Consider the following 25,492-nt stretch of genomic DNA (forward strand, 5'->3'; position numbering starts at 1 on the left):
GACATTCTGTGTGGAACGACGCTCGCACTACCAACCTGATCGCCAACACGCTTGCCGTGCTGGCGGTCTGCGCCATGCTCCTGGCGGGCGTGGTGTGGGTGGCGCAGCGTCCGTACTTCACGCTGTCGGCCATCGAGCTGGAGTCCACGCCGGACACCGAGCTGCACTATGTCTCGCCGGGCGCGGTGCGCGCGGCGATCGCGGGGCGCTTCAAGGGCAACTTCTTCACGGTGGACCTGGACGACGCGCGCGAGATCTTCGAGTCGGTGCCATGGGTGCGCCACGCCACGGTGCGGCGGATCTGGCCCAATGTGCTGCGCGTGCGCATCGAGGAGCAGCAGCCGCTGGCGCTGTGGAACGAGAACCAGATGATCAACACCTGGGGCGAGGCGTTCACGGCCAACACGGGCGAAGTGGACGACGAGACGGTGCTGCCGCAGTTCTCCGGGCCCGAGGGCACCGAGTCGCTGGTGGTGCAACGCTACGCCGAGCTGGCGCGCTGGTTCGCGCCACTCGATATGCACGTCAAGCAGCTGGAGCTGAGTCCGCGCTACGCCTGGCGCGTGGTGCTGTCCAACGGCATGCTGCTGGACCTGGGCCGCGATCCGGGCGCCGATGCGCCGGACCCGCACGGCCTGCCCGGCGCGCTGCCTTTCGCGGCGCGCATTCAACGTTTTGTGCAGGCTTGGCCCGCCGTGGCGGGGCGCCTGGAAGGGCGCACCATCACGCAGGCCGACCTGCGCTATCCCAATGGTTTCGCCCTGGCGCTGGCCCCGTTGCCCGCGTCGGCAAACAAACCCAAATCCACACCGAAACCTCCCAAGAAACGCTAACGCCATGACCCGTGACATCAAGGACCTCATCGTCGCCCTCGATATCGGCACCAGCAAGGTGGTGGCTGTGGTGGCTGAAATCCTGCCCGAAGGGCGATTCGAAGTGCTCGGCCTGGGCCAGCACGAGTCGCGCGGCATGCGCAAGGGCGTGGTCGTCAATATCGAGACCACTGTGAATTCGATTCAGCGCGCGCTTGAAGAAGCCGAGCTGATGGCAGATTGCAAGATCCGAGACGTCTACACCGGCATCGCCGGCAGCCATATCCGCAGCTTCAATTCCAGCGGCATGGTCGCCGTCAAGGACAAGGAAGTCACCGCCACCGACGTCGCCCGCGTCATCGAGACCGCCAAGGCGGTGAACATCCCGACCGATCAGCAGGTGCTGCACGTGCTGACCCAGGAGTTCATCGTCGACGGCCAGGAAGACATCCGCGAGCCGATCGGCATGAGCGGCCTGCGCCTGGAAGTGCGCGTGCACATCGTGACCGGCGCCGTCAGCGCCGCGCAGAACATCGTCAAGTGCGTGCGCCGCTGCGGCCTGGAAGTGCAGGACCTGATCCTGCAGCCGCTGGCCTCCAGCCTGGCCGTGCTGACCGCCGACGAAAAGGAGCTGGGCGTCGTCCTGGTGGACATCGGCGGCGGCACCACCGACGTGGCGATCTTCACTGGCGGCGCGATCCGCCACACCGCCGTGCTGCCGATCGCCGGCGACCAGATCACCAACGACATCGCGGCCATGCTGCGCACGCCGACGCCCGATGCCGAGGAAATCAAGCTGCGCTACGGCGTGGCCAAGCAGGTGCTGGCCAGCCCCGACGAGTCCGTGGAAGTGCCGGGCCTGGGCGACCGCGGCCCGCGCCAGGTCAAGCGCCAGGCGCTGGGCGCCGTGATCGAGCCGCGCGTTGAAGAACTGTTCACGCTGGTGCAGCAGGTGGTGCGCGACTCCGGCTACGAGGACCTGCTGGCTTCCGGCGTGGTGCTGACCGGCGGCTCGGCGCAATTGCCCGGCATGATCGAACTGGCCGAGGACGTGTTCCTCAAGCCGGTGCGCGTGGCGGTGCCCGAATACGAAGGCAGCCTGGCCGACGTGATGCGCAATCCGCGCTTCTCGACGGTGATGGGCTTGCTGCAGGAAGCGCGCATGCAGCGCGTGCGCGGCCGCAAGGTGGCCGCGCAGACCGGCAATTTCAAGAGCCTGCTGGCGCGCATGAAGGAATGGTTCATGAATTGAAGAGGGGGGCAGGTTGGGGCCTGCTCCTTGGCACGATCCGCGGCGGTAGGGCGGGCCGGGCCAGAAAGGGGAGGCGTCTCAAACCCGTTGCGGACCAAAGCAGTCGGCTTCGGCTTTGAGGCGATTCACAAAATATAGGTTGTTGGGGAATTTTTGTGATTTGCAAAATCGGACTTGTGAGGGAGTCATCATGATGAACTTTGAGATGCTTGAGAACAACACCAAAGGGACCGTAATCAAGGTCGTTGGTGTGGGCGGTGCGGGCGGCAATGCCGTCGCGCACATGATTCGCAGCGGCGTGCACGGCGTGGACTTCATCTGCGCCAACACCGATGCGCAGGCACTGGCGGCGACCAACGCCCCGGTGCAGATCCGCCTGGGCCGCACCGGCCTGGGCGCGGGCGCCAAGCCCGAGCAAGGCCGCGCGTCGGCCGAAACCGCGCGTGAAGAGATCCGTGCCGCCCTGAACGGCGCGCACATGGTCTTCATCACCGCGGGCATGGGCGGCGGCACTGGCACGGGCGCAGGCCCGGTCGTGGCCGAAGTCGCCAAGGAGCTGGGCATTCTGACGGTGGGCGTGGTCACCAAGCCCTTCTCGTTCGAAGGCAACAAGCGCCTGAAGATGGCCGAGGACGGCATCGCCGAACTGGCCAAGCACGTGCATTCGCTCATCGTGGTGCTCAACGAGAACCTGTATGAACTGATGGACGAGGACGCGACGCAGGAAGACTGCTTCCGTTCGGCCGACGACATCCTGCACAACGCCTGCGCGGGTATCGCCGAAATCATCAACGTCGAAGGCAACGTCAACGTCGACTTCGAAGACGTCAAGACGATCATGGGCGAGCAGGGCCAGGCCATGATGGGCACGGCATCGGCTTCGGGCGCTGACCGCGCCCGCGTCGCCGCCGAGCACGCCATCGCCTGCCCGCTGCTGGAAGGCGTGGACCTGAACGGCGCCCGCGGCGTGCTGGTCAACATCACCGCCAGCCGCTCGCTGAAGATGCGCGAAACGCGCGAAATCATGGAAACGATCCGCAGCTACGCTTCGGACGACGCCACCGTGATCTTCGGCACCGCCTACGACGAATCGATGGGTGAAAACCTGCGCGTGACCGTGGTTGCGACCGGCCTGGGCCGTGCGCAGGCGCGTCCGCAGCTGGTGCAGAACACCGCCGAGGCGCTGCGCACCGGTACCGACAACCTGCCCATGGGCACGATGCCGGCCGCCGGTCAGGGCGACTACCGCAATCTGGACATGCCGTCTGTCATGCGCAACCCGCGCAGCCAGGCGTCGGCCCAGGTGCGCGCGCTGGAAAGCTCGGGCATGGATCATTTCGACATCCCGGCATTCCTGCGCAAGCAGGCGGATTGAACCTGGAGCCTGGTTTCAGGCTCCTATGCACTCCCTCATCTCCGGCCTGCCTGTCCCCGCGGGCAGGCCGGAGGCGGAGCGGTCCGTTTTTCGTTTGTATGATGTGAATCGGGGACGGTTTTATCGGTCGGTCCTGACGCTTTGATGGCGTTGAGAACCGGACAGAGTTACAATACGTCAGTTACGCCGGCAATCTCTTGTCATCTTGCCGGCTTCCTGGCTCAAAATACCTTAGTCTCATGTTCCGACAGCGCAGCATTCAGAATCTCGTCCGCACGACAGGCGTCGGCGTCCACTCCGGACGGCGGGTCGAGCTCACTCTGCGTCCGGCGGCGCCCAATACGGGCATCGTGTTCCACCGCGTCGATCTGCCCGAAGTCGTCGACCTGCCCGCGCAGGCCACTGGCGTGGGCGATACGCGCATGGCCTCGGTGCTGCAGCAGGGCAACGTGCGCGTGTCCACGGTGGAACATCTCATGTCGGCGCTGGCCGGCCTGGGCATCGACAACCTGCATATCGACCTCACTGCCGAAGAAGTCCCCATCATGGACGGCAGTGCGGCAACCTTCGTGTACCTGTTGCGCTCGGCGGGCATCGTCGAGCAGAACGCGCCGAAGCAGTTCATCCGTGTGTTGAAAACGGTGGAAGTGCGCGAGGGCGAAGGCCGCAACGAGAAATGGGCCCGGCTCGAACCCCATGAAGGGTACGCGCTGGCCTTCTCGATCGACTTCCGCCACCCCGCCATCGACTCAACCGCCAATTTCGCCGAAATCGACTTCGCCACCCATTCGTACGTGCGCGAGATCGCGCGCGCCCGCACCTTCGGCTTCGTCAACGAAGTCGAGGCGCTGCGCTCCATGGGCCTGGCCCGCGGCGGCAGCCTGGACAACGCCATCGTGATGGACGAGTACCGGGTGCTGAACAGTGATGGGCTGCGCTACGACGACGAATTCGTCAAGCACAAGATCCTGGACGCCATCGGCGACCTGTATCTGCTGGGCAAGCCCCTGGTGGCGCGCTACGTGGCCTGCAAGTCGGGCCACGGCCTGAACAACCAGCTGGCGCGCGCGCTGCTGGCGCAGCGCGATGCCTGGGAACTGGTGAGCTACGAATCGCAGGCCGAGGCGCCCCAGGCGTTCCGGCACGAATGGCAGCTGGCCTGAGGCCGGCTTGCCGCTGATGGTCGGTGCGCCGGGGTCGTCCCCGGCTGACTACCGGCCATTTTCATTTGGATGGCGCCGATGGTTGCCATCCGACCGTCGCGCCCACACCCTGCGGGTGCAGGCCGTGGGCTCATCCTGTCGCGCCATCCGGCCATTGCGGCCATCCGAAAGACTGGCATCCGGACAAGCCCGGCTATCTCAGCTACTCTTGTGGTGCTTCAATAGCCTGGCGACCGCGTCGGCCAGCGGGCCGGGACGCAGGTTGTCATGCAGGGTTTCAAAGGCGCCCAGCGCCGCGTCTCCCAGCGGTTGCGCCTCTTTGGGAGGCAGCGGCTTGCGGGCGCCGGGCTTGGGCAGGCCGGCTTGTACCTTCACGGCAATTTCGTTAAGGTTCCAGCCTTGGTCGGCCAAGGCCTGCGCGATGCGCGGGGCCAATTGACGCATCTTCGCCGCGTGCGCGGCACTGGGCACCACCAGTTGAAGGCGCTGGTTTTCCAGCTTGCCTACCTGGCAGACGGAGCCCAACGGGGCGGGCAGGATCGCCGCCACCGCATATTGGATTTGCAAGTGCTTGCGGGCGGTCGCCAGTACCCCGGCGCCCCGCATGTCATGACCCAGCCATCCCAGGGCGGTATTTTCCCCTCGCCGGCTGGAACTGGAACGTTGACGGTATGAAGTGGGTCTATTCATCCCGGCTCTGAGAATTAGGAAGCAAACCTTGAAAATCGTGATTATGCACGCCCGCGACGGGCAGGACGGGCATTTCACCCTGGGAGGCGCGCGCTTGGCGTTGTTTCTGGGGGGCGCCCTGGTGACGGCCGCCATCTTCGGCGCCGCGCTACAGCGCTACATTACTCCCATCCTGCCCGCCGTACATACGGTGGGATGGCCTTTGTCCGAACAGCCGGGGCGCGACGCCGATTTCCTGCGCGGCAACATGAACCTGCTGGCCGCCAAGGTGGGCGCGCTGCAGGCCAAGCTGGCCAGCATCGACGGGCTGGGCCAGCGGGTGGCCCAGGTCGCCGGGGTGGCCTACACCGATCCTGAGGTGGCCAAGCAACTGGCCTCCGCGCCAGCCGAGGCGCCCCATGCGCCCGAAGCCACCCAGGTCATGGATGATCTTTTCACCGAGGGCACGCCGCCTTCCGCGGCCTCGGCCGAGGAGCTGGGACGCCAGCTGGACGAGATCCAGGAACGGCTGGCCCTGCAGACCGACAACCTCAAGCTGCTGGATGCGGCGCTGACCCGGCGCTCGGCCGATCAGGCCCGCATGCCGACGGCGATGCCGATCACCGACTATCCCTACCTGAGTTCTTCCTACGGTTGGCGCCGCAATCCGGTGACCGGACGTTCCGCCATGCATGAAGGGCTGGATTTCGCCGCGCCGCCGGGCACGCCCATCCTGGCCGCCTCGGGAGGGGTGGTGCTGGAAGCCAAATTCCATCCCGGCTACGGCAATATGGTCGAAATCGACCATGGCGATGGTCTGATTACGCGTTACGCCCACGCCTCGTCGCTGATGGTCAAGCAGGGCCAGTTGGTCGAGCGCGGCCAGCAAGTGGCGCGCGTCGGATCCTCGGGCCGTTCCACCGGGCCGCACCTGCATTTCGAGGTCCGGCTGGCGGGGCAGCCGCTGGATCCGCGCCTGTTCCTGGGGCCGCAGCAGAACGCGCCGCCGACGGTGGCCCAGGCCGGCGCCGGCACGGCCGCGCGCTGAATCCCGATACGGGCTACAGTGCCTGCCTGGCCATAGTGCCAGGCTATTACGCGCCAGGTGCGTTAAACTGGTTCGTTTCCCAGCGGACCCCCGCTCAACCAATAACATCAAGTCACGGGCGACGCCGCCCTCTGCCCATCGCGGGCGCGGCGGGGCCCGTGCGGCCGACATACGCATGGTTTCTCTGCTCAAAAAACTCATAGGCAGCCGCAACGACCGGCTGCTTAAGCAGTATCGCAAGCTGGTAACCCAGATCAATGGGCTGGAGCCCAAGATCTCCGCGCTCTCCGATGCGGAGCTGGCGGCCAAGACCGAGGAGTTCCGCTCCCGTCATGCGCAGGGCACGTCGCTCGACGACCTGCTGCCCGAAGCCTTCGCCGTCGTGCGCGAGGCGGGCAAGCGGGTGTTCGGCATGCGCCACTTCGATGCGCAGCTGTTGGGCGGCATTGCCCTGCACAGCGGCAAGATCGCCGAAATGCGCACCGGTGAAGGCAAGACGCTGATGGCGACGCTGCCGGTCTACCTGAACGCGATCGCGGGCAAGGGCGTGCACGTGGTGACGGTGAACGACTACCTGGCCCGCCGCGACGCCGAGTGGATGGGGCGCCTGTACCAGTTCCTGGGCCTGACCACGGGCGTGGTGGTGCCGCAGCAGCCGAACGAGGAAAAGAAGGCCGCCTACGCCGCCGACATCACTTACGGCACCAATAACGAATTCGGTTTCGACTACCTGCGCGACAACATGGAATACCGTGTTGAGGACCGGCGCCAGCGCGCGCTGTTCTATGCGATCGTCGACGAAGTGGACTCGATCCTGATCGACGAGGCGCGCACGCCGCTGATCATCTCCGGCCAGGCCGAAGACCACACCGAACTCTACATCCGCATGAACGCGGTGCCGCCGCTGCTGACCCGCATGGCCAGCGAGCCCAAGCCGCAGGAGCCGGAACCCGAGGGCGACTACTGGGTCGACGAAAAGAGCCAGCAGGTCTACCTGTCGGAAGCCGGCCACGTCAACGCCGAAGGCATCCTGGCGCGCCTGGGCATCCTGCCCGAAGGCGAATCGCTGTACGACCCGCGCCACATCGCGCTGATGCACCACCTGATGGTGGCGCTGCGCGCCAACACGCTGTTCTTCCGCGACCAGCAGTACGTGGTGCAGGACGGCGAAGTCATCATCGTCGACGAATTCACGGGCCGCCTGATGGTGGGCCGCCGCTGGTCCGACGGCCTGCACCAAGCGGTCGAGGCCAAGGAAGGGGTGAAGATCCAGCACGAGAACCAGACGCTGGCCTCGATCACCTTCCAGAACTACTTCCGCATGTACGAGAAGCTGTCCGGCATGACCGGCACGGCCGACACGGAAGCGTACGAATTCCAGGAAATCTACGGGCTCGAGACGGTCATCATCCCGACCAACAAGCCCATGATCCGCAAGGACCAGAACGACCAGGTCTTCAAGACGGACACGGAAAAGTACAACGCCATTCTCGAAGACATCCGCGATTGCCACGAGCGCGGCCAGCCGGTGCTGGTGGGCACCACCAGCATCGAGAACTCCGAGCTGCTGTCGGGCCTGCTGAAAAAGGCCAAGCTGCCCCACGAAGTGCTGAACGCCAAGCAGCACGCGCGTGAAGCCGAGATCGTCGCCGAAGCCGGCAAGCCGGGCCACATCACCATCGCCACCAACATGGCGGGCCGCGGCACCGACATCGTGCTGGGCGGCAGCGTCGACAAGCAGGTCGACCTGATCCGCGCCGACGAATCGCTGTCCGAAGCCGAAAAGACCGCCCGCATCGAAAAGGTGCGCGCCGACTGGAAGCCGCAGAACGAGCAGGTCAAGGCCGCCGGCGGCCTGCGCATCATCGGCACCGAACGCCACGAATCGCGCCGTATCGACAACCAGCTGCGCGGCCGCGCCGGCCGCCAGGGCGACCCGGGTTCGTCGCGCTTCTACCTGTCGCTGGAAGATTCGCTGATGCGCATCTTCGCGGGCGACCGCGTGCGCGCCATCATGGAACGCCTCAAGCTGCCCGAGGGCGAGCCGATCGAGGCCGGCATGGTGACGCGCTCCATCGAGACCGCGCAGCGCAAGGTCGAGGGCCGCAACTTCGACATCCGCAAGCAGCTGCTGGAATACGACGACGTCGCCAACGACCAGCGCAAGGTGCTGTACTCGCAGCGCAATGAAGTGCTGGAAGCGGCCAGCGTCGGCGCAATGGTCGAGAACCTGCGCGATGCCGCCGTGGTCGACCTGTTCAATACCTACGTGCCGCCGGAATCGGTGGAAGAGCAGTGGGACATCCCGGCGCTGCAGAAGGCGCTGGAGGCCGACTGGCAGATCCATCTGCCGTTGACCGAGATGCTCGAGAAAGAAGCTTCCCTGACCGACGAAGACCTGCGCGAACGCGTGGTCGCCGCGGCCCGCGACGTCTACCAGGCCAAGGTCGACCAGGTCGGCACCGAATCGTGGTCGCAGTTCGAGCGTTCGATCATGCTGCAGGCGATCGACACGCACTGGCGCGAGCACCTGTCGGCGCTGGACTACCTGCGCCAGGGCATCCATCTGCGCGGCTATGCGCAGAAGAACCCCAAGCAGGAATACAAGCGCGAGGCCTTCGAACTGTTTTCGGGCATGCTGGACCGCATCCGCGACGACGTGGTGCGCGTGCTGATGACGGTGCGCGTGCAGTCGTCCGAGCAGGTCGAGCAGGCCGAGGCCGAAGCGGCCCAGTCGCACGTGCAGAACGTGCAGTACCACCACTCCGACTACGACGAGGCGCTGGCCCAGTCGGCCGACGACACGGGCGCCCAGCCGGTGCGCAACGCGCTGCCCAAGGTGGGCCGCAACGATCCGTGCCCGTGCGGCAGCGGCAAGAAGTACAAGCAGTGCCACGGCAAGCTGGTCTGAGCGGATAACGCCATGCTGCATGCCGTCGGCCAGACCGAGTTCGACCACGCCGTGGTCATGGTGCGCGACCGGCTGGATGCGCTGGCGCCGCACTTCGAGCGCCAGGGCTTTCACCTGAGCGAAAAGGCGGTGCACAACCTGGGTTCGTGCAACCGCCTGATCGTGCTCGAAGGCACCTACGTCGAACTGCTGGGCTGGCCGCCCGGCGCGCCGCCGGCGCGCAAGGAAATCGCCGATTCGCCCTTCGGGCTCGAAGCGCTGGTGTTCCGCACCTACGACGCCGAGGCCACCCGCGAGCGCCTGCTCGCGGCCGGTTTCGCCGTCAATCCGATGCAGGAACTGTCCCGTCCGGCGATGCTGGACGGCCAGGAAGTCGAGGCCCGTTTCCATACCGTGCGTTTCGCCGAGCAGCCGCTGCCCGGCATCCGCATGTATTTCTGCCGCCACCTGACGCCCGAGTGCGTCTGGTCGCCCGAACTGATGGCGCATCCCAACGGCGCCCGTAGTCTGCTTCGCATCGACGCCCGCGCCGCGCAGCCACGCCAGGTGGCCGAGCGGCTGGCCCTGGTGGCAGGCGTGACGGCCGAGGCCGCCGCGGGCGGCTGGGACGTGCCGCTGGCCAACCTGCGCATCCACGTGCGGGAAGACGCCATGGCGGCGACGCCGGTGTTGTCCACGCTGACGCTGGAAAATCGCGACGGCGCCCATTACACGCTCGATACCGGCGTCTGATCCTGTCCCGCCCGCGATCGCCGGGCGGGCGCCTTCCCCTTCCTGAAATCTTCCCGCTCACCCTTCCTGGGGGACGGATCGCGGCCGTGCGCGTTGCGGGCAAACCCGGGTTGTGAGGCGAAGTGTATGCACTTTAGTATGCACTTCATCCCCACCCCGGAGCGCCCTGGCGGCCCGCACGCTCATGACCTCATCCCGACCCGCAGCCCGCACCATGGCCGGCCAGGCCGAGCTGTACAACGCCGTCAAGGCGATGGCGGTGAGTTTCGAGTTCAAGCCGGGCGAACGCATCAACGAAGTCGAACTGGCCCGGCGGCTCAACGTGAGCCGCACGCCCCTGCGCGAGGTGCTCAACCAGTTGATGGTGGAGGGGTTCCTGACCCGCTCGGTCAACCGGGGGTTCATCGCCCGCCTGCTGGATGCCAAGCAGATTCACAGTCTCTATGAATACCGCGCGGTGCTCGAAGCCGGCATCGTGCGCGCTGCCTGCGAGCGCGCCACCGACGAGGAACTGGCAGCCTTGCGCGCCTTTGTCGAACGGTCCCGCGACGTGCCCGAAGACAGCGATGCGACCCGCCTGCTGGAACTGGACGAGGCGTTTCACCTGACCCTGGCGCGCTACTCGCGCAACGACGAATTCGTGCGGGCGCTGGAAAGCGTCAATGCCCGCATCCATTTCGTGCGCTGGATCGACATGCAGCAGGGGCGCCGCAGCCATACCCAGGCCGAACACATGCGCATCGTCCAGGCGCTGGAGCGGCGCGACGTCGACGCCTTGCCGGACATGATGCGCAGCCACATCGGCCGGCGGCTGGACCAGATCACCGATGTCATCCGCACCGGCTTTTCCACGATTTACATGCGGGACCAGGCCGAACCCGCTATCGCAGCGCCGGCCAACACCACAACAGCAGGGGAAAACACATGACCTACACAACCATGCGGCGCGCCTTGGCGGCCGTCTGCGCGCTCGCCGCGCTGGGGGGCGGCCTGGCCGCCGCGCCCGCCCGGGCGGAAGAAAAGCCGCTGATCCTGGTGGTGCCGTATCCGCCGGGCGGCAGCACCGACATCCTGGCGCGCATCCTGCAGCCACGGCTGTCCAAGGAGCTGGGCGGCCGCGCCGTGGTGGTGGAAAACCGCCCGGGCGCGGCCAGCCAGATCGCCACCGCCTTCGTGGCGCGGGCCGAGTCTGACGGCAGCACGCTGCTGGTCAGCTTCGACAACCACGGCATCAATCCGGCGGTGAAACCCAAGCTGCCGTACGACACCTTCAAGGACTTCGTCGCCATCACCCAGACCGTGCGCTTTCCGCTGGTGCTGGGCGCCAACCCGGGCGTGCCGGGCGACAACCTGAAGGAATTCCTGGCGGCCGCGGCCAAGCAGCCGCCCAACAAGTTCAACTATGCCTCCACCGGCGTGGGGTCGCTGAACCACCTGGCGCCCGAAGAACTCAAGCGCCTGTCCAAGGTGGAGCTGCTGCACGTGCCGTATGGCGGCGGCGGGCCGGCCATCCAGGCCGTGGTGGGCGGCCAGGCCAACATGACCTGGCTGAGCTTTGCCGCGCTGCGCGGCCAGATCCAGGCCGGCAAGATCAAGCCGCTGGCGGTGGCCGGCGAAAAGCGCCTGCCGGACCTGCCCAACGTGCCGACGGTGGCCGAGTCTGGCTTCCCAGGGTTCGTGGCCTATTCGTGGAGCGGCATGTTCGCGCCCAAGGGCACGCCCGAGGCGACCATCAAGAAGCTGACGCAGGCATTCAACACGGTGTTGGCCGATGCGGACGTCAAGAAGAAGCTGGAAGAGGCGGGCTTCGAGATCGTGGCGTCGAACGGCCCGGCGCTGGATGCCTACGTGAAGGCGGAGTACGACCGCTGGAGCAAGTTCATCAAGAGCAGCAACATCAATCTGGATAACTGAGCGGCCGGGGCGGGGCGCGATGGCGCGCCGCCCGGTCCGCGCATCGCGTGGAGAAGACATGGATACATTGACTGGCGCCGAAGCAATGGTGCGGATGCTGCAACACAACGGCGTCAAACATATTTTCGGCCTGTGCGGCGATACCAGCCTGCCGTTCTACGACGCGCTCTACCGGCTCGATCACGGCATGCAGCACATTCTGACCCGCGACGAACGCAGCGCCGGCTACATGGCCGACGCCTACGCTCGCGTGACCGGCAAGGTCGGCGTGTGCGAAGGGCCGAGCGGCGGCGGCGCGACCTATCTGCTGCCGGGGCTGGTGGAGGCCAACGAGTCGTCCATTCCGGTGCTGGGCATTACGTCCGATGTGGCGGTGGGCTCGCGCGGCAAGTACCCGCTGACCGAGCTGGACCAGGAGGCGTTGTACCGACCGCTGACCAAATGGAACCGCACCATCGATCGCGCCGATCAGATTCCCGGCATGGTGCGCGCCGCGTTCCGCGCCATGACCACCGGCAAGCCCGGCTCGGCGCACCTGTGCTTTCCCTATGACGTGATGAAGCAGCAGGTCGATGCCGCCGACGTCTGGGCCCAACCGGAACACGCGCAATTCCCGTCGCTGCGCTACGCGCCGGATCCGGCGGACGTGGCGCGCGCGGCGCAGCGCCTGGTGGGCGCGCGTTCGCCTGTCATCATCTGCGGCGGCGGCGTGGTGATCGCCGGCGCCAGCGGCGCGCTGCAGGAACTGGCCGAGAGCCTGAAGGCGGCGGTGTGCGTGACCGTCAGCGGCCAGGGCAGCCTGGCCGACACGCATCCGCTGAATGCGGGCGTGGTGGGGTCGAACGGAGGCGTGATGGCCACGCGCGACGTGGTGGCCGCCGCCGACGTGGTGCTGTTCGTCGGTTGCCGCGCGGGTTCGACCTCGACCGAGCACTGGCGCTTCCCGAACCGCGACGTGCCGATCCTGCACATCGATATCGACCCGATGGTGATCGGCGCCAACTACCTGACCGAGGTCGGCATGGTGGGCGATGCCAGGCTGGCCTTGCAGGCGCTGGGCGCCGAGGTGCGCGAGCGCCTCGCGCACCGGCCATCCGACGCGGCCGATGGCGCGGTGCTGGCGGGTCGCGCCAAGGCCGCGCGGCGCGCGCAGCTGGAGCCGCTGGCGAGCAGCCTGGACGCGCCGATCCGTCCGGAACGCGTGGTGCAATCGCTCAATCGCCTGCTGCCCGACGACGCGGTGGTGTGCGCCGACCCCGGCACGCCATGCCCGTACTTCTCGGCCTACTACGATGTGTCGCGGCCCGGCCGCCATTTCATCACCAACCGCGCCCATGGCGCATTGGGGTTCTCGATGTCGGCGGCGCTGGGCGCCTGGGTCGGGCGGCCGAATGCCAAGTGCGTGTCGGTGATGGGCGACGGCAGCTTCGGCTTCACGGTCGGCGAGCTCGAGACCATCGTGCGCCACAAGGCGCCGCTGCTGATGGTGGTGTTTTCGAACTCGGTCTATGGCTGGATCAAGGCCAGCCAGAAGGCCGGCTACGACAAGCGCTATTACAGCGTGGACTTCGACCGCACCGACCACGCCCGCATCGCCGAGGCCTATGGCGTGAAGGCCTGGCGGGTCGAGGACCCGGCCAAGCTGGACGCGGCGATCAAGGCGGCCATGGAGCATGACGGTCCGGCGTTGATCGACGTGGTGGCGCAGCCGTTGCAGGATGCGGCGGCGCCGGTCAGCCAGTGGATGGGCTGAAGGCCAGGCAGGGAATGCGAAGCGGGGCCAGGGTTGGCCCCGCTTTTTTCATGGGCTCGATGCCGTGGGACGGGCGCCGTGGCGCGCGTTCAGTGGGGCGCCGGCGTGGGCACCAGATGGTTGACGCCGGTGCAGAGGTCGGCCTGGTCGACTCCGTAGATGTGCAGCGACACGGCGACGCCCGGGCCGGCGTTGCCGAGGCGGTGGATCTGATGCAGGCCCTGGGTGGCGGTGACGATGTCGCCCGGGCGGCGGCTGACCTGGCCGCAGGGCCGGGCCGCGCCCGCCGCCGGATCCCAGCGGTAATGGGTTTCGACCAGCTCGCCTTGCAGCACCTGGTAGGTGCACCAGGTCTTGTGGCCGTGCACCGGGCTGAATTGCCCCGGGCGCCAGATCAGGTAGGCGACGGTGAAGGCGCCGTGCGGATCGGCATAGGCGATGTGGCGGGTGTAGTGCTCGGGCCGGCCGTCGCGCAGGTCTGGTGGCAGCGCGCGCAGCATGTCGCCCGCATTGGCGACGCTGGCGGCAAGCTCGCGCAGGAAGGCGCGCGCCGCGTTCATCTGGGCGGCCTGCACCGATTCACACAGCGTACGCAGGTCGGCGGTGGCGAGTGGAAGGTTGGGCATGGTGGCACGCCTGAAGGACAAGCCTTCATCTTAGGGATTCGGGTTGGAATGCCTTTGCCAAATTGGCCCGTGTCGAACCGATGTTTAGAAAAAAATTCCACCCCCGCGCGCCGCCCCGGCTCCTATACTGGTTCGCTTCTTGGTACCACTCTGGAGGGGGTTGGCATGGATCTCGGGATCAGCGGCAAGACGGCACTGGTATTCGGCGGCAGCCGCGGCATGGGCCGCGCCTGCGCCCTGCAATTGGCGCGCGAGGGCGTGGCGGTGACGATCGCCGCCCGCAATCCGCAGACGCTGGAGCAGGCGGCGGCCGAGATCTCGCGCGTGGCGGGCATCGGCGTGGGCTGGGTCTCGGCCGACCTGACCCGTCCCGAAGGGCGCGATGCCGCGTTGGCCGCCTGCCCGCGTCCGGACATCCTGGTGAACAACGCCGACGGTCCCATGCCGGGCGATTTCCGCGATTGGTCGCACGACGACTGGATCGCGGCGCTGGACGCGATGATGCTGGGCCCGATCGACATGATCCGCCGCGTGGTCGACGGCATGATCGAGCGGCGCTTCGGCCGCATCGTCAACATCGTGTCGCGCAGCGTCAAGGCGCCGCATGCCGAACTGGGGCTCTCCAATGGCGCGCGGGCGGGGCTGATCGGCTTTGTCAGCGGCCTGGCGCGGCAGACCGTCAGGCACAACGTCACCATCAACAACCTGTTGCCGGGCGCCTTCGCCACTGATGCGCAGGCTCGCCACATCCGCGGCATGCTGGAAGAGGGCGGCAAGACCTTCGAGCAGCTGTGGGACGAGCGCGGCCGCGCCAGCCCGGCCGGCCGCTATGGCCAGCCCGAGGAGCTGGGCGCGCTGTGCGCCTACGTCTGTTCGGCGCAGGCCGGCTACATGACAGCGCAGAACATCCTGCTCGATGGCGGCGGCTACCCGGGCACGTACTGACGCCGCGCCAAGGGCCGCCTAGGGTGTTCCTCGGGTGGACGGCGCGCAGGCGCCAAGGCAAGATGCGCCGATACCGCTTGAGGAGCCTCCATGGACCAGACCGACATCAAGATCCTGGCGTTGTTGCAGAAGGATGCCACCTGTTCGGTCGCCGAAATCGCCGAGCAGGTCAACCTGTCCGTCACGCCGTGCTGGCGCCGCATCCAGAAACTCAAGGACGACGGGGTCATTGCGCGCAATGCGATCCTGCTGGATCCCCGCGCGCTGGGCCTGAACCTGACCGTGTTCGTGTCCATCAAGACCAGCCAGCACAACGAGAAGTGGACCCAGAGCCTGATCAACGCGGTCATGGCGCTGCCCAACGTGGTCGAATTCCATCGCATGGCCGGGGATATCGATTACCTGCTCAAGGTGGTGGTCGAGGACATGGCGGCCTATGACCGCTTCTACCGCCGCCTGATCGCCGCCGTGGACCTGCTGGACGTGAGCGCCAGCTTTTCCATGGAAGTGATCAAGAGCACCACCGAGCTGCCGCTGGACGCGCTCTGACCGGCTGCCGGCCCGCGGGCGGCGTGTCCCCGCGCCGCGGCGCCGCGCGGGCCCGTGGCGGCGGCCTGGCGCCCGGACGCAATTTTTTTCTCCGGCGCGCGGCCGCCGCGAATACAAATTTCTTTCCGCGTGTTGCAGGCGCCCCATCTCGCAATTCTTTTGCGCGGCAGGCGGCGTAGCATATCCATCGTTCCCGCCATGGGAATGAACCCGGGATATCAGAGGACCCTATGTCGTTGGCAGTACCCGCCGGCTGCGCCGGACTGGCGAAGACGCTACCCGCGTCGGTGGAAGATCTTTTGGTTGGATGGAATGGCACCGACGACCTGTGGGTGTTCGCCTATGGTTCCCTGATCTGGCATCCCGGCTTCGCGTGGCGCGAACGCCGCCTGGCCACCGTGCGTGGCTACCATCGTTCGCTCTGCCTGTGGTCGCACGACCATCGCGGCTCGCCCGACAATCCCGGCCTGGTGTTCGGGCTGGACCGCGGCGGCTGCTGCCGCGGCGTGGCCTTCCAGATCGCGGCCTGCGATGTCCCCACGGTGTTCGCGGCGCTGTGGCGCCGCGAGATGGTGACCGGCGCCTACACGCCTCGCTGGCTGACCTGCCATACCGACCAGGCGCCAGTGCGCGGGCTGGTGTTCCTGCTCAATCGCGCCTGCCAGGAATACGCCGCCGACCTCACCGATGACCGCCTGCTGGCGTCGGTGCGCAATGCGGTGGGACATTCGGGTCCGTGCCTGGACTACGTGGTGGAGACCGAGAAGGCGCTGCGCGCACACGGCATCGACGATTGGCGCCTGGGCGAGCTGGTGCGCCGCCTGGGCATGCAGCCCTGCTGAACGCGCGGGCCGCCGCCGGCGCGGCGGTGCCTGGCCGTCAGAAGGACCAGCGGCCGAACATGAACAGCACGTTGCCGGCGCCACGCGAGCCGGGGATGTAGGTGGCGTACAGCATGGTGTCCTTGTAGCCGGCCGAGACCAGTGGCAGCACGCCGGGGAACGGCACGTAGCTCATGATGTCGTGGCGTGCCGTCAGGAACACGGTGTAGCCGGCGCCGAGCCGGAAATTCTCGCTGACCCGTCCGATCTTCAGGAAGCCGTAGCCGGCGATCGGTTCGACCTTGCTGTGCGAATCCAGGAACGCCATGGCGTACAGGCCCTGCCAGTCGCCGTCTTCGTCGTAGATGCTGCGTCCGTAGCCGCCGCCCCACGCCAGTTCGTTGAAGCTGTTGATCTTGTCGCGGCTGTACATGGCGCGGTTGTGCCAGGCGTAGCCGCTGAAATAGAGGTCATTGCCGCCTTCCGTCCAGATCTGGTCCAGGCGGTTGCAGGCGGATTGGGCCCACGAGGGCAGGTTTTCGCAGGCATGCGCGGCGGCGCTGAAGGTCGAGAGCAGCAGGCAAAAAAGCACTGCCCGGAGTCTGGCGGTCATTGCGGAAACACGAAAGATGATGACAACCCCGTTACTGTAACGGAGCGCCTGTCATCTTTACTGTCACGCAGCTGTCAAATGCGGGCCTGGGACATGCCGTGAAACAATCACGTGCAGGTCCGTTGTGGACGCGCTACAGCAGGAAAATGGTGGCCAGTCCCAGGAAGATGAAAAAGCCCAGCGAGTCCGTGGCGAAGGTCAACAGCACCGACGAACCCATGGCGGGATCCTTGCCGAAGCGGGCCCGCACCATCGGCACCAGCACGCCGACCGAGGCGCCCACCAGCATGTTGCAGACCATGGCGGCCATCATCACCAGCGCGATCGAGATCGAGTGCGAGATCGCCCAGGCGAACAAGGCCGCCACCAGGCTGCCGCACAGGCCCACCATCAGGGTCACGAACAGTTCGCGCTTGACCAATTGCCACAGGTTGCGGCCGGTGATGCGGCCCATGGCCAGGGCGCGGATGATCAGCGTCATGGTCTGGTTGCCCGAATTGCCGCCGATGCCGGCGACGATGGACATCAGGAACGCCAGGATCACGATCTGGCTGACCGTGCCCTCGAATTGCGAGGCCACGAACGAGGCCGTGGCGGCGGTACAGAGGTTGAACAGCAGCCAGGGCGCGCGGTTGCGCAGCGCCGTGCTGACCGGCGCGAAGATGTCCTCTTCCTGCAGGCCGGCGCGCGACAGCGCCTGTTCCTGGGAGTCTTCGCGCATCACGTCGACCACGTCGGCGATGGTGACGCGGCCGATCAGGCGGCCCTGGTCGTCCATCACGGGGGCCGAAACCAGGTCGTAGCGCTCGAATGCGCCGGCGGCGTCGGCGTCGGAGTCGAGCGGGTTGAGCGTCAGGAAGTCCGAGTTCATGACCGCGCGCACTTCGGTCTCGGGTTCGCTGACCAGCAGGCGCGACAGCGGCAGGATGCCTTGCAGCTTGTCCTGGCGGTCGACCACGAAGATCTGGTCGGTGTGGTCGGGCAGTTCGTGCAGGCGGCGCAGGTAGCGCAGCACCACTTCGAGCGTGACATCCTCGCGCACCCGGACCATTTCGAAGTCCATGATGGCGCCGACGCTGTCTTCCGGATAGCCCATGGCTTCCAGCAACTGGGCCCGTTCTTCCTCGGTCAGGCCCTTCTGCACTTCGGCCACCACGTCCGGCGGCAGGTCGGGCGCCAGGTCGGCCAGCTCGTCGGCATCCATGTTGCCGGTGGCGGCCACCAGGTCCTGGCGGTCCATCGCTTCGATCAGCGATTCACGGACCCAGTCCTCGACCTCGAGCAGCACGTCGGCGTCGTGCTCGGGGCTCACCAGCTTCCAGATGGACTGGCGTTCGTCCTTGGGCAGCGACTCCAGGATGAACGCGATATCCGCGGGATGCAGGCCGTCCAGCAGGGTCTTGAGTTCCGCCTCGTGCTGGCGGTGCACCAGGTCCTCGACCAGGTTGGCCTTGGCGTCGCCTTCTTCCTGGCGATGCACCAGGTCGGCGACCAATTGCTGGCGGCGCAGGCGTTCCTGGACTTCGGCCAGGGCGTGCTGCGCGTCTTCCGGGTCGAGGCGGCGGGGCGTCGCGGGCGGTTTCTGCGCGGCGGCGGACTGCGTCATGCGTTACGACTCAAAGAATGGGAAGAGGGCGGCTGCGCCGCGCTTCGTCGGTGGCGACGTAGGTCAGCGTGGCCTCGGTGACCTTGACGACTTCGGCGTCCAGGCGCTGGCGTTCCGCGTAGACCTCGACCGACACGGTGATGGAGGTCTTGCCGGTCTTGACGATGGACGCGTAGAAACTGAGCAGGTCGCCCACGAACACGGGTTGCTTGAACTGGAAGGCGTTGACGGCGACGGTGGCCACGCGGCCCGCCGCGCGGCGGGCGGCGGGGATGGACCCGGCGATGTCGACCTGGGACATGATCCAGCCGCCGAAAACGTCCCCGTGGATGTTGGCATCCGCCGGCATCGGCATGACGCGCAATACGGCGTCGCGATTGGCGGGCAAGGTCGTGAAGGGAGTTTTGGTGCTGGAGGTCATGCGGCCGGCTCCAATGCAAGGCAACCAGCCGATTATGCAGGAAAAACGGGGCGCCGGCGCGGGCCGGCGCCCCGCCGAGGCGCTTTATCGAAGCCGGCGCGGATCAGGACGCAAGCTTGACGATGCCGTAGCCGCCGACCAGCAGCCAGGCGTACAGGATCAGGCCCAGCGCCATCACGCGCGGACCGGCCTTGCGGATGTTGGCGAAGCGGGTCTCGATGCCCAGCGCCGTCATGGCCATGGTCAGGGCGAAGACGTCCAGGCGGCGGATGGCGGCGACGACGTCGGCCGGGATGATGTTGAGCGAGTTGACGATGGCCAGGACCAGGAAGCCGACCGCGAACCAGGGGATCGGCAGCTTGGCGCCCTTGGCGTTGCCGCCGGCGTGGCTGGCGGCGCTGCGCAGGTACAGGCCGAGGATCAGCAGCACCGGCACCAGCAGGGCGACGCGGGTCATCTTGACGATGGTGGCCACTTCCGTGGTGGCGGGGTCGATGTTGCTGGCCGCGCCGACCACCTGCGCCACTTCGTGGATGGTGCCGCCGATGTAGATGCCCAGCGCCTGGGTGTCGAAAGGCAGCCAGCCGGCGTGGTAAAGCACCGGATACAGGAACATCGACAGCGTGCCGAACAGCACCACGGTGGCCACCGCGACGGCGCTCTTGTGCGGCTGCGCGCGCAGGGTCGGCTCGAAGGCCAGCACGGCGGCCGCGCCGCAGATGGCGCTGCCGGCGGCGGTCAGCATGGCGGTGTCGCGGTCCAGCCCCAGCATGCGCTGGCCGACCCAGGTGCCCAGCAGCAGCGTGCCCACCACCACCGCCACCGACACCGCCAGGCCGGGCAGGCCGACGGCGGCGATCTGCTGGATGCTGATGTTCAGGCCGTAGAAGGCCACCGCGATGCGCAGCAGGCGGCGCGCGGTGAAGTTGACGCCCACGCCCCAGTCGACCGGCATGGTGCCGCGCAGGAAGTTGCCGTACAGCATGCCGCAGACGATGCCGACCACCAGCGGCGAAAAGCCCAGCTGGCGGATGGCGGGGAAGTCCGCCAGCTGCATGACCGCGGCCGACATGAGGCCGACGAACAGGACGCCGTTGAGCTTGTCGCGCCAGGGCGTGGCGGTGGCGGCCGACGCGCCGGGAGTTGCGGCAGGCGCGGCGGCGGGTGGCGGGGCGGTCGTGGTGGCGGTGCTCATGGCGGGCCTTTCTGCATATCTAAATAACTAGGCGAAATATTAATTTCGACGCTGTTATTTGGAAAATTTTCATTTTTGATATGAAATATCAGGAATTTTGATATCAATGCCGCCATGGCCGCCGGCTCGCCAGGAACTCATGACTCCCGATCAATTGCTCACCTTCGCCACCGTGGCCGACGCCGGCAATATCAGCCGCGCCGCCCAGCAGCTGCATCTGTCGCAGCCGGCGGTTTCGGGCCAGTTGCGGGCCTTGCAGGAATGGTTCGGCGAACCGCTGTATCGCCGCAGCGGCCACGGCATCGCCTTGACCGAGGCAGGCGAGCGCCTGGCCGAGCAGGCGCGCCAGCTGCGCCAGGTGTACCGCCAGGCGCAGGCCGTGCGCGAATCGTGGCGCGGCCTGGAAACCGGCGTGCTGCGGTTGGGGGCCAGTACCACGCCGGCCAGCTACCTGCTGCCAGGCCTGGTGGCCGATTTCCGCCATGCCTTTCCGGCCGTCAGCCTGCACCTGTCCGATGGCAATACCCGGGAAATCGTCGAACGCCTGCCGGCGCTGGACCTGGCCTTCATCGAAGGCGACGTGCCCGCGGGCCTCCCGGCCGACACCGCCGTGCATGCCTGGCGGCAGGACGAGGTGGTGGCCATCGTGCGCGCCGACCATGCCCTGGCGGGCAAGGGCGCGGTCACGCTGCGGGATCTGGCGGCTTCGCCGCTGGTGATGCGCGAACCCGGTTCGGGCGTGCGGCGGCTGGTCGAGCGCGCTTTCACCGATGCCGGCCTGGCGCCCTCGGTCGGCTTGGAGCTGGCCGGGGTGGAAGGCGTGAAGCAGGCCGTGCGCGCCGGCCTCGGCGTGGGGTTCGTGTCGGCCATGTCGATGCGGCACGAGGATGGCGCGCTGGCGGCGCTGCGGCTGTTGCCGCGGCCATTGACGCGCACCTTGAGCATCCTGGTGCCGCATGCCGACGCGGCCGCGCGCGCCGCCCAGCGCTTCCTGGCGATGTGCCAGGCAGTGCGGGCGGGGCAGGGAGTCATCTAGCGTGGGGAAGCCGTTGCCTTCTTCGTGAGGCAGGCGCCTTTCCCGGCGCCGCGTCAGGCCTTGGCCAGGCGCTTGAGCGCCAGCTGTACCCAGTAGGTGCCGCCCAGTGGCAGCAGTTCGTCGTTGAAGTCATAGCTGCCGTTGTGCAGCATGCACGGGCCCAGGCCATGGCCGGCGGCGCGGTGATCGCCAACGCCGTTGCCGATCCAGACGTAGCAGCCCGGCAATTCCTGCAGCATGAAGGCGAAGTCCTCGGCGCCCATGGTGGGCTGCACGTGGTCGTTGACCTTGTCGTCGCCGACGATGTCGCGCATGACTTCGGCACAGAAAGCCGCTTCTTCCGGATGGTTGATGGTGGGCGGGTAGTTGCGCTGGAAGGTGAATTCCACTTCGCAGTCCATCGCCGCGCAGGTGTGGCGCGCGATCTCTTCCATACGGCGTTCGATCAGGTCCAGCACCTCCAGCGTGAAGGTGCGCACCGTGCCGCGCAGTTCGGCGTGGTTGGGCACCACGTTGTCGGCGCTGCCGGCGTGGATCTGCGTGATGCTCAGCACCGCCGCGTCGAGCGGGTTGCGGTTGCGCGTGATGATGGTCTGCAGCGATTGCGCCAGCTGCACCGCCGCCATGACCGGGTCGATGCCCAGGTTGGGCATGCCGGCGTGGGTGCCCTTGCCCTTGATGACGATGGAGAACTCGTTGCTGGAAGCCATGATGGGGCCGGCGGTCACGCCGAACTGGCCGGGCGCCATGCCGGGCCAGTTGTGCATGCCGAACACCGCTTCCATGGGGAAGCGCGTGAACAGGCCGTCGTCGATCATGCGCTTGGCGCCGCCGCCGCCTTCCTCGGCGGGTTGGAAGATGACGTAGACCGTGCCGGCGAAGTCGCGGTGCTGCGCCAGGTAGCGCGCGGCGGCCAGCAGCATGGCGGTGTGGCCGTCGTGGCCGCAGGCGTGCATCTTGCCGGCGTGCTTGCTGGCGTGGGCGAAGGTGTTGGCTTCCTGCATGGGCAGGGCGTCCATGTCGGCGCGCAGGCCGACGGCGCGCTCGCCGGGACGGTCGCCGCGGATGATGCCGACCACGCCGGTGCCGCCGAGGCCGCGATGGATTTCAATGCCCCATTCCTCGAGCTTGGCCGCCACCACGTCGGCGGTGCGGAATTCCTCGAACGCCAATTCGGGATGCGCGTGGATGTCGCGCCGGATCTGGGAGATATCGTCGCGCCAGGCAACGATGGGATCGAGCAGTTTCATGGGAAGAACCAGGCGGAATTTGGGAACGCAACAAGGTTATCATCATTCAAAAACCAATTTAATGGAGACAAACACCATGACTCGCCCGTGGCTTGCCCATTACCCGCAAGGGGTTCCCGCCGACATCTCCATCGACGGCTATGCATCGCTGACCGACCTGCTGGACCGGGCCTGCAAGCAGTACGCGGGACGCGTCGCCTGCACCGCCATGGGCAGCGACATCACCTATGCGCAGCTGGATGCGCACGCCCGCGGATTCGCAGGCTGGTTGCAGGGCCTGGGGCTGCCGAAGGGGTCGCGGGTCGCGCTGATGATGCCCAACGTGCCGGCCTACCTGGTGGCCCTGCTGGGCACCTTGCGCACCGGTCATGCGGTGGTCAACGTCAACCCGCTGTACACGGCCGACGAATTGCAGCGGCAGTTGCTCGACAGCGGCGCGGCGGTCATCGTCATTCTCGAGAATTTCGCCCACACGCTGCAGAGCGTGGCCGACCGCGGCCAGCTCAGGCACATCGTGGTGACCGGACCGGGCGATCTGCTGGGCGGGCTGAAGGCGCCGCTGGTGAACCTGGCGGCGCGCTACATCAAGAAGATGGTGCCGCCCTGGCGGATCGATGGCGCGCTGACGCTGCCGAAGGTGCTGGCCAAGGGAGCCGGCCTGCCGTTCACCGCGCCGACCATCTCGATGGACGACCTGGCGGTGCTGCAATATACCGGCGGCACCACCGGGGTGCCCAAGGGCGCCATGCTGACGCATCGCAACCTGACCGCCAACGTGAAGCAGATGGAGGCGGTGGCGGCGCCGGCGCTGCGCGACATGGCGGATCGGCAGATCACCGTGCTGAGCGCGCTGCCGCTTTACCACGTGTTCGCCATGACGGTCTGCGGCCTGTATGGCATGTACGCGGGCATGCGCAACGTGCTCATCATCAATCCGCGCGACCAGCCGTCGCTGATCAACGCCTGGCGCAAGACGCCCATCAACGTGTTCCCCGGCGTCAATACGCTGTTCAACGCGCTGGTGCACAACGAGGATTTCGCCAGGCTGGATTTTTCGGGATTGCGCCTGGCGCTGGGGGGCGGCATGGCGGTGCAGCAGGCGGTGGCCGAACGCTGGCTGAAGATCACCGGGCGGCCCCTGATCGAAGGCTATGGCCTGTCGGAAACCTCGCCGGTGGCCACGGTCAATCCCTGCGATGCCACGGCGTATTCCGGTTCCATCGGCCTGCCGTTGCCGTCCACCTATGTCGCCATCCTGGACGATGCGGGCAACGAGGTGCCGCTGGGCGAGCGCGGCGAAGTCTGCATCCGCGGGCCGCAGGTCATGGCCGGCTACTGGCAGAAGCCCGAAGAGACCCGTCATGTCATGACGGCGGACGGCTATTTCCGCACCGGCGATATCGGCATCATGGACGACAAGGGCTACACGCGCATCGTCGATCGCAAGAAGGACATGATCACCGTGTCGGGCTTCAAGGTCTATCCGAACGAGGTGGAGGCGGCGGTGTCGCAGATGCCCGGCGTGCTCGAATGCGCGGCCATCGGCGTGCCGGACGAGCACTCGGGCGAGGCGGTCAAGGTGTTCGTGGTGAAGAAGGATCCCGCGCTGACCGAGGCCCAGGTGCAGCAGTGGTGCAAGGACAAGCTGACCGGCTACAAGCGGCCGCGCTTCGTGGAGTTCCGTGACGAGCTGCCCAAGAGCAATGTCGGCAAGATCCTGCGGCGCGAGTTGCGTCCGGATGCCGAAGCCGCTGCCGGACAGGGCCAGGCGGCTTGACCCTGTGGGCTGCCGGGCGTCAGTCCGGCGGGTCCAGGTGCGGGGCGATCATCGCGTGCAGGGCGCGTTCGATGTCAGGGTTGCCGGCCACGACGCGTCCGCCGATGGGCCAGGAATCCCGCTGGTGCATATCGCTGCAGGCGCCGCCCGCCTCGCGCACGATCAGGGTGCCGGCGGCCACGTCCCACGGCGCCAGGCCCATTTCCCAATAGCCGTCGTAGCGGCCGCAGGCGGTCCAGGCCAGGTCGAGCGCCGCCGCGCCCATGCGCCGCACGCCGCGGGCGCGGTTGATGGCGTCGTGCAGCATGGGCATGTACTGGCTGGCGAAGGAGAAATCGCGGAAAGGGAAGCCCGTGGCCAGCACCGAGTCTTCGATCGTGCGGGTGCGCGAGCAGCTGATGCGGCGGCCATTGAGCCAGGCGCCCAGGCCATACACCGCGGTGAAGAGTTCCTCGCGGCTGGGATCGTAGACCACGCCGGCCACCGGCATGTCCTGCGCCAGGCGTTCATTGGCCGAGATGGCGGTGCCGGCGTGCGCGATCAGGGCAATCGAGACCGCGTAGTGGGGAATGTCGTGCAGGAAGTTGGTGGTGCCGTCGAGCGGGTCGATGTACCAGGTGGCGGCGCCCTGCGCCTGGCCGCCGGTTTCCTCGGCGACGATGCCGAACCGGGGCGTGCGCGCCCGCAGTTCGTCGATGATGGCCGCCTCGGCCTCGCGATCGGCTTGCGAGACGAGATCGTTGCGCGCCTTGCGATCGATCACGAGGTCGGCGCGGTGGTGCGCGTAGGATTGCAGGATGGCCGCGCCGGCATGGGCCGCTGTGACCGCGGCGTCCAGTGCCGCGCACAGGTCGATGGGCGAGGTCAGCGAGCGGGGCGTGTCGTAGGTTTCCATGAAACCAGTGTAAGCCCAGGTATGCGTCAGGACCGTTGCGGCGGGGCAAAAGCCGCGCCGCGCGTGGTGCGCATCCAACGCACGCGGCCACGTCGTCAGATAATCCCGCCTTGCCGATATTCCCGATTT

23 protein-coding genes are annotated in these 25,492 nt (G+C 67.1%); 15 read left to right on the forward strand and 8 right to left on the reverse strand.

Annotation, left to right across the window (positions count from 1 at the left end):
* Positions 1 to 8 precede the first annotated feature (8 nt).
* From AT699_RS04030 to lpxC, 4 genes are all read left to right on the forward strand, one after another.
* A complete protein-coding gene (locus AT699_RS04030) occupies positions 9 to 833 on the forward strand; it encodes a cell division protein FtsQ/DivIB (protein WP_006392957.1) in 825 nt (274 codons plus the stop codon).
* Between the two features lie 4 nt (positions 834 to 837).
* Positions 838 to 2,064, forward strand: a complete 1,227-nt coding sequence (gene ftsA / locus AT699_RS04035; RefSeq protein ID WP_006217473.1) for a cell division protein FtsA — start codon at positions 838 to 840, stop codon at positions 2,062 to 2,064.
* A gap of 190 nt (positions 2,065 to 2,254) precedes the next feature.
* Complete coding sequence (gene ftsZ, locus AT699_RS04040) at positions 2,255 to 3,439, forward strand: cell division protein FtsZ (RefSeq protein ID WP_020925134.1); 1,185 nt, start codon at positions 2,255 to 2,257, stop codon at positions 3,437 to 3,439.
* 239 nt (positions 3,440 to 3,678) lie between these two features.
* Positions 3,679 to 4,602 carry a UDP-3-O-acyl-N-acetylglucosamine deacetylase gene (gene lpxC / locus AT699_RS04045; protein ID WP_006388787.1) on the forward strand — a complete coding sequence of 308 codons (924 nt, stop codon included), beginning with the start codon at positions 3,679 to 3,681 and terminating at the stop codon, positions 4,600 to 4,602.
* A gap of 198 nt (positions 4,603 to 4,800) precedes the next feature.
* On the opposite strand, the gene AT699_RS04050 is transcribed toward lpxC, so the two are convergent.
* A complete protein-coding gene (locus AT699_RS04050) occupies positions 4,801 to 5,208 on the reverse strand; it encodes a flagellar hook-length control protein FliK (RefSeq protein ID WP_006388788.1) in 408 nt (135 codons plus the stop codon).
* Positions 5,209 to 5,335: 127 nt separating this feature from the next.
* Between AT699_RS04050 and AT699_RS04055 the strand changes: the two genes are divergently transcribed.
* From AT699_RS04055 to AT699_RS04080, 6 genes are all read left to right on the forward strand, one after another.
* Positions 5,336 to 6,319, forward strand: a complete 984-nt coding sequence (locus AT699_RS04055) for a M23 family metallopeptidase (RefSeq protein ID WP_006388789.1) — start codon at positions 5,336 to 5,338, stop codon at positions 6,317 to 6,319.
* Positions 6,320 to 6,494: 175 nt separating this feature from the next.
* Positions 6,495 to 9,230, forward strand: coding sequence for a preprotein translocase subunit SecA (gene secA / locus AT699_RS04060; protein ID WP_024067752.1), 2,736 nt, complete (start codon positions 6,495 to 6,497; stop codon positions 9,228 to 9,230).
* A gap of 12 nt (positions 9,231 to 9,242) precedes the next feature.
* Positions 9,243 to 9,962 (forward strand): VOC family protein, encoded by a 720-nt coding sequence (locus tag AT699_RS04065; RefSeq protein WP_020925131.1) that lies wholly within the window; start codon positions 9,243 to 9,245, stop codon positions 9,960 to 9,962.
* 184 nt (positions 9,963 to 10,146) lie between these two features.
* A complete protein-coding gene (locus tag AT699_RS04070) occupies positions 10,147 to 10,890 on the forward strand; it encodes a GntR family transcriptional regulator (protein WP_035183781.1) in 744 nt (247 codons plus the stop codon).
* A complete protein-coding gene (locus AT699_RS04075) occupies positions 10,887 to 11,876 on the forward strand; it encodes a tripartite tricarboxylate transporter substrate binding protein (RefSeq protein ID WP_024067753.1) in 990 nt (329 codons plus the stop codon). Before AT699_RS04070 ends, AT699_RS04075 begins: the two co-directional genes overlap by 4 nt.
* Positions 11,877 to 11,934: 58 nt before the next feature.
* Complete coding sequence (locus AT699_RS04080; RefSeq protein ID WP_020925128.1) at positions 11,935 to 13,629, forward strand: thiamine pyrophosphate-binding protein; 1,695 nt, start codon at positions 11,935 to 11,937, stop codon at positions 13,627 to 13,629.
* A gap of 89 nt (positions 13,630 to 13,718) precedes the next feature.
* Here the strand turns inward: AT699_RS04080 and AT699_RS04085 are convergent, their stop codons facing one another.
* A complete protein-coding gene (locus AT699_RS04085; RefSeq protein ID WP_006388796.1) occupies positions 13,719 to 14,255 on the reverse strand; it encodes a cysteine dioxygenase family protein in 537 nt (178 codons plus the stop codon).
* A gap of 165 nt (positions 14,256 to 14,420) precedes the next feature.
* Here AT699_RS04085 and AT699_RS04090 point away from each other — a divergent pair, with 165 nt between their 5' ends.
* From AT699_RS04090 to AT699_RS04100, 3 genes are all read left to right on the forward strand, one after another.
* Positions 14,421 to 15,200, forward strand: a complete 780-nt coding sequence (locus tag AT699_RS04090) for an SDR family oxidoreductase (RefSeq protein WP_006388797.1) — start codon at positions 14,421 to 14,423, stop codon at positions 15,198 to 15,200.
* 90 nt (positions 15,201 to 15,290) lie between these two features.
* Entirely contained in the window at positions 15,291 to 15,749 is a 459-nt protein-coding gene (locus AT699_RS04095; protein WP_006388798.1) for an Lrp/AsnC family transcriptional regulator, read from the forward strand.
* 230 nt (positions 15,750 to 15,979) lie between these two features.
* Positions 15,980 to 16,591, forward strand: coding sequence for a gamma-glutamylcyclotransferase (locus AT699_RS04100; protein WP_006388799.1), 612 nt, complete (start codon positions 15,980 to 15,982; stop codon positions 16,589 to 16,591).
* A gap of 37 nt (positions 16,592 to 16,628) precedes the next feature.
* Here AT699_RS04100 and pagP read toward each other — a convergent pair whose 3' ends face one another.
* The 4 genes from pagP to AT699_RS04120 all read right to left on the reverse strand — a co-directional run bounded on the left by pagP (position 16,629) and on the right by AT699_RS04120 (position 20,405).
* Positions 16,629 to 17,183 (reverse strand): lipid IV(A) palmitoyltransferase PagP, encoded by a 555-nt coding sequence (gene pagP / locus AT699_RS04105; protein ID WP_006388800.1) that lies wholly within the window; start codon positions 17,181 to 17,183, stop codon positions 16,629 to 16,631.
* A gap of 133 nt (positions 17,184 to 17,316) precedes the next feature.
* On the reverse strand, positions 17,317 to 18,789 hold the full coding sequence (gene mgtE, locus AT699_RS04110) for a magnesium transporter (protein WP_006388801.1): 1,473 nt from the start codon (positions 18,787 to 18,789) through the stop codon (positions 17,317 to 17,319).
* Positions 18,790 to 18,799: 10 nt separating this feature from the next.
* Positions 18,800 to 19,210, reverse strand: coding sequence for an acyl-CoA thioesterase (locus AT699_RS04115; RefSeq protein WP_006388802.1), 411 nt, complete (start codon positions 19,208 to 19,210; stop codon positions 18,800 to 18,802).
* 103 nt (positions 19,211 to 19,313) lie between these two features.
* The gene (locus tag AT699_RS04120) at positions 19,314 to 20,405 is read right to left on the reverse strand and encodes a YeiH family protein (RefSeq protein ID WP_024067755.1); all 1,092 of its coding nucleotides are present in this window, start codon (positions 20,403 to 20,405) and stop codon (positions 19,314 to 19,316) included.
* A gap of 139 nt (positions 20,406 to 20,544) precedes the next feature.
* On the opposite strand from AT699_RS04120, the gene AT699_RS04125 reads away from it, so the two are divergent.
* Positions 20,545 to 21,441, forward strand: a complete 897-nt coding sequence (locus AT699_RS04125; protein ID WP_006388804.1) for a LysR family transcriptional regulator — start codon at positions 20,545 to 20,547, stop codon at positions 21,439 to 21,441.
* 53 nt (positions 21,442 to 21,494) lie between these two features.
* Here AT699_RS04125 and AT699_RS04130 read toward each other — a convergent pair whose 3' ends face one another.
* On the reverse strand, positions 21,495 to 22,691 hold the full coding sequence (locus AT699_RS04130; protein WP_006388805.1) for a M20 aminoacylase family protein: 1,197 nt from the start codon (positions 22,689 to 22,691) through the stop codon (positions 21,495 to 21,497).
* A 76-nt stretch (positions 22,692 to 22,767) separates the two neighbouring features.
* Between AT699_RS04130 and AT699_RS04135 the strand changes: the two genes are divergently transcribed.
* Positions 22,768 to 24,468, forward strand: a complete 1,701-nt coding sequence (locus AT699_RS04135; protein WP_006388806.1) for an AMP-binding protein — start codon at positions 22,768 to 22,770, stop codon at positions 24,466 to 24,468.
* A 19-nt stretch (positions 24,469 to 24,487) separates the two neighbouring features.
* On the opposite strand, the gene AT699_RS04140 is transcribed toward AT699_RS04135, so the two are convergent.
* On the reverse strand, positions 24,488 to 25,363 hold the full coding sequence (locus AT699_RS04140) for an inositol monophosphatase family protein (protein ID WP_054499951.1): 876 nt from the start codon (positions 25,361 to 25,363) through the stop codon (positions 24,488 to 24,490).
* Positions 25,364 to 25,492 lie beyond the last annotated feature (129 nt).

The organism is Achromobacter xylosoxidans (assembly GCF_001457475.1).
In the GTDB taxonomy this organism is placed as follows: domain Bacteria; phylum Pseudomonadota; class Gammaproteobacteria; order Burkholderiales; family Burkholderiaceae_B; genus Achromobacter; species Achromobacter xylosoxidans.

Excerpts from the sequence above, each read along its gene's own strand:
- ftsA (WP_006217473.1), top strand. The coding sequence starts at position 838 with ATGACCCGTGACATCAAGGACCTCATCGTCGCCCTCGATATCGGCACC.
- ftsZ (WP_020925134.1), top strand. The coding sequence starts at position 2,255 with ATGATGAACTTTGAGATGCTTGAGAACAACACCAAAGGGACCGTAATC.
- lpxC (WP_006388787.1), top strand. The coding sequence starts at position 3,679 with ATGTTCCGACAGCGCAGCATTCAGAATCTCGTCCGCACGACAGGCGTC.
- AT699_RS04050 (WP_006388788.1), bottom strand. The coding sequence starts at position 5,208 with ATGCGGGGCGCCGGGGTACTGGCGACCGCCCGCAAGCACTTGCAAATC.
- AT699_RS04055 (WP_006388789.1), top strand. The coding sequence starts at position 5,336 with ATGCACGCCCGCGACGGGCAGGACGGGCATTTCACCCTGGGAGGCGCG.
- secA (WP_024067752.1), top strand. The coding sequence starts at position 6,495 with ATGGTTTCTCTGCTCAAAAAACTCATAGGCAGCCGCAACGACCGGCTG.
- AT699_RS04065 (WP_020925131.1), top strand. The coding sequence starts at position 9,243 with ATGCTGCATGCCGTCGGCCAGACCGAGTTCGACCACGCCGTGGTCATG.
- AT699_RS04070 (WP_035183781.1), top strand. The coding sequence starts at position 10,147 with ATGACCTCATCCCGACCCGCAGCCCGCACCATGGCCGGCCAGGCCGAG.
- AT699_RS04075 (WP_024067753.1), top strand. The coding sequence starts at position 10,887 with ATGACCTACACAACCATGCGGCGCGCCTTGGCGGCCGTCTGCGCGCTC.
- AT699_RS04080 (WP_020925128.1), top strand. The coding sequence starts at position 11,935 with ATGGATACATTGACTGGCGCCGAAGCAATGGTGCGGATGCTGCAACAC.
- AT699_RS04085 (WP_006388796.1), bottom strand. The coding sequence starts at position 14,255 with ATGCCCAACCTTCCACTCGCCACCGCCGACCTGCGTACGCTGTGTGAA.
- AT699_RS04090 (WP_006388797.1), top strand. The coding sequence starts at position 14,421 with ATGGATCTCGGGATCAGCGGCAAGACGGCACTGGTATTCGGCGGCAGC.
- AT699_RS04095 (WP_006388798.1), top strand. The coding sequence starts at position 15,291 with ATGGACCAGACCGACATCAAGATCCTGGCGTTGTTGCAGAAGGATGCC.
- AT699_RS04100 (WP_006388799.1), top strand. The coding sequence starts at position 15,980 with ATGTCGTTGGCAGTACCCGCCGGCTGCGCCGGACTGGCGAAGACGCTA.
- pagP (WP_006388800.1), bottom strand. The coding sequence starts at position 17,183 with ATGACCGCCAGACTCCGGGCAGTGCTTTTTTGCCTGCTGCTCTCGACC.
- mgtE (WP_006388801.1), bottom strand. The coding sequence starts at position 18,789 with ATGACGCAGTCCGCCGCCGCGCAGAAACCGCCCGCGACGCCCCGCCGC.
- AT699_RS04115 (WP_006388802.1), bottom strand. The coding sequence starts at position 19,210 with ATGACCTCCAGCACCAAAACTCCCTTCACGACCTTGCCCGCCAATCGC.
- AT699_RS04120 (WP_024067755.1), bottom strand. The coding sequence starts at position 20,405 with ATGAGCACCGCCACCACGACCGCCCCGCCACCCGCCGCCGCGCCTGCC.
- AT699_RS04125 (WP_006388804.1), top strand. The coding sequence starts at position 20,545 with ATGACTCCCGATCAATTGCTCACCTTCGCCACCGTGGCCGACGCCGGC.
- AT699_RS04130 (WP_006388805.1), bottom strand. The coding sequence starts at position 22,691 with ATGAAACTGCTCGATCCCATCGTTGCCTGGCGCGACGATATCTCCCAG.
- AT699_RS04135 (WP_006388806.1), top strand. The coding sequence starts at position 22,768 with ATGACTCGCCCGTGGCTTGCCCATTACCCGCAAGGGGTTCCCGCCGAC.
- AT699_RS04140 (WP_054499951.1), bottom strand. The coding sequence starts at position 25,363 with ATGGAAACCTACGACACGCCCCGCTCGCTGACCTCGCCCATCGACCTG.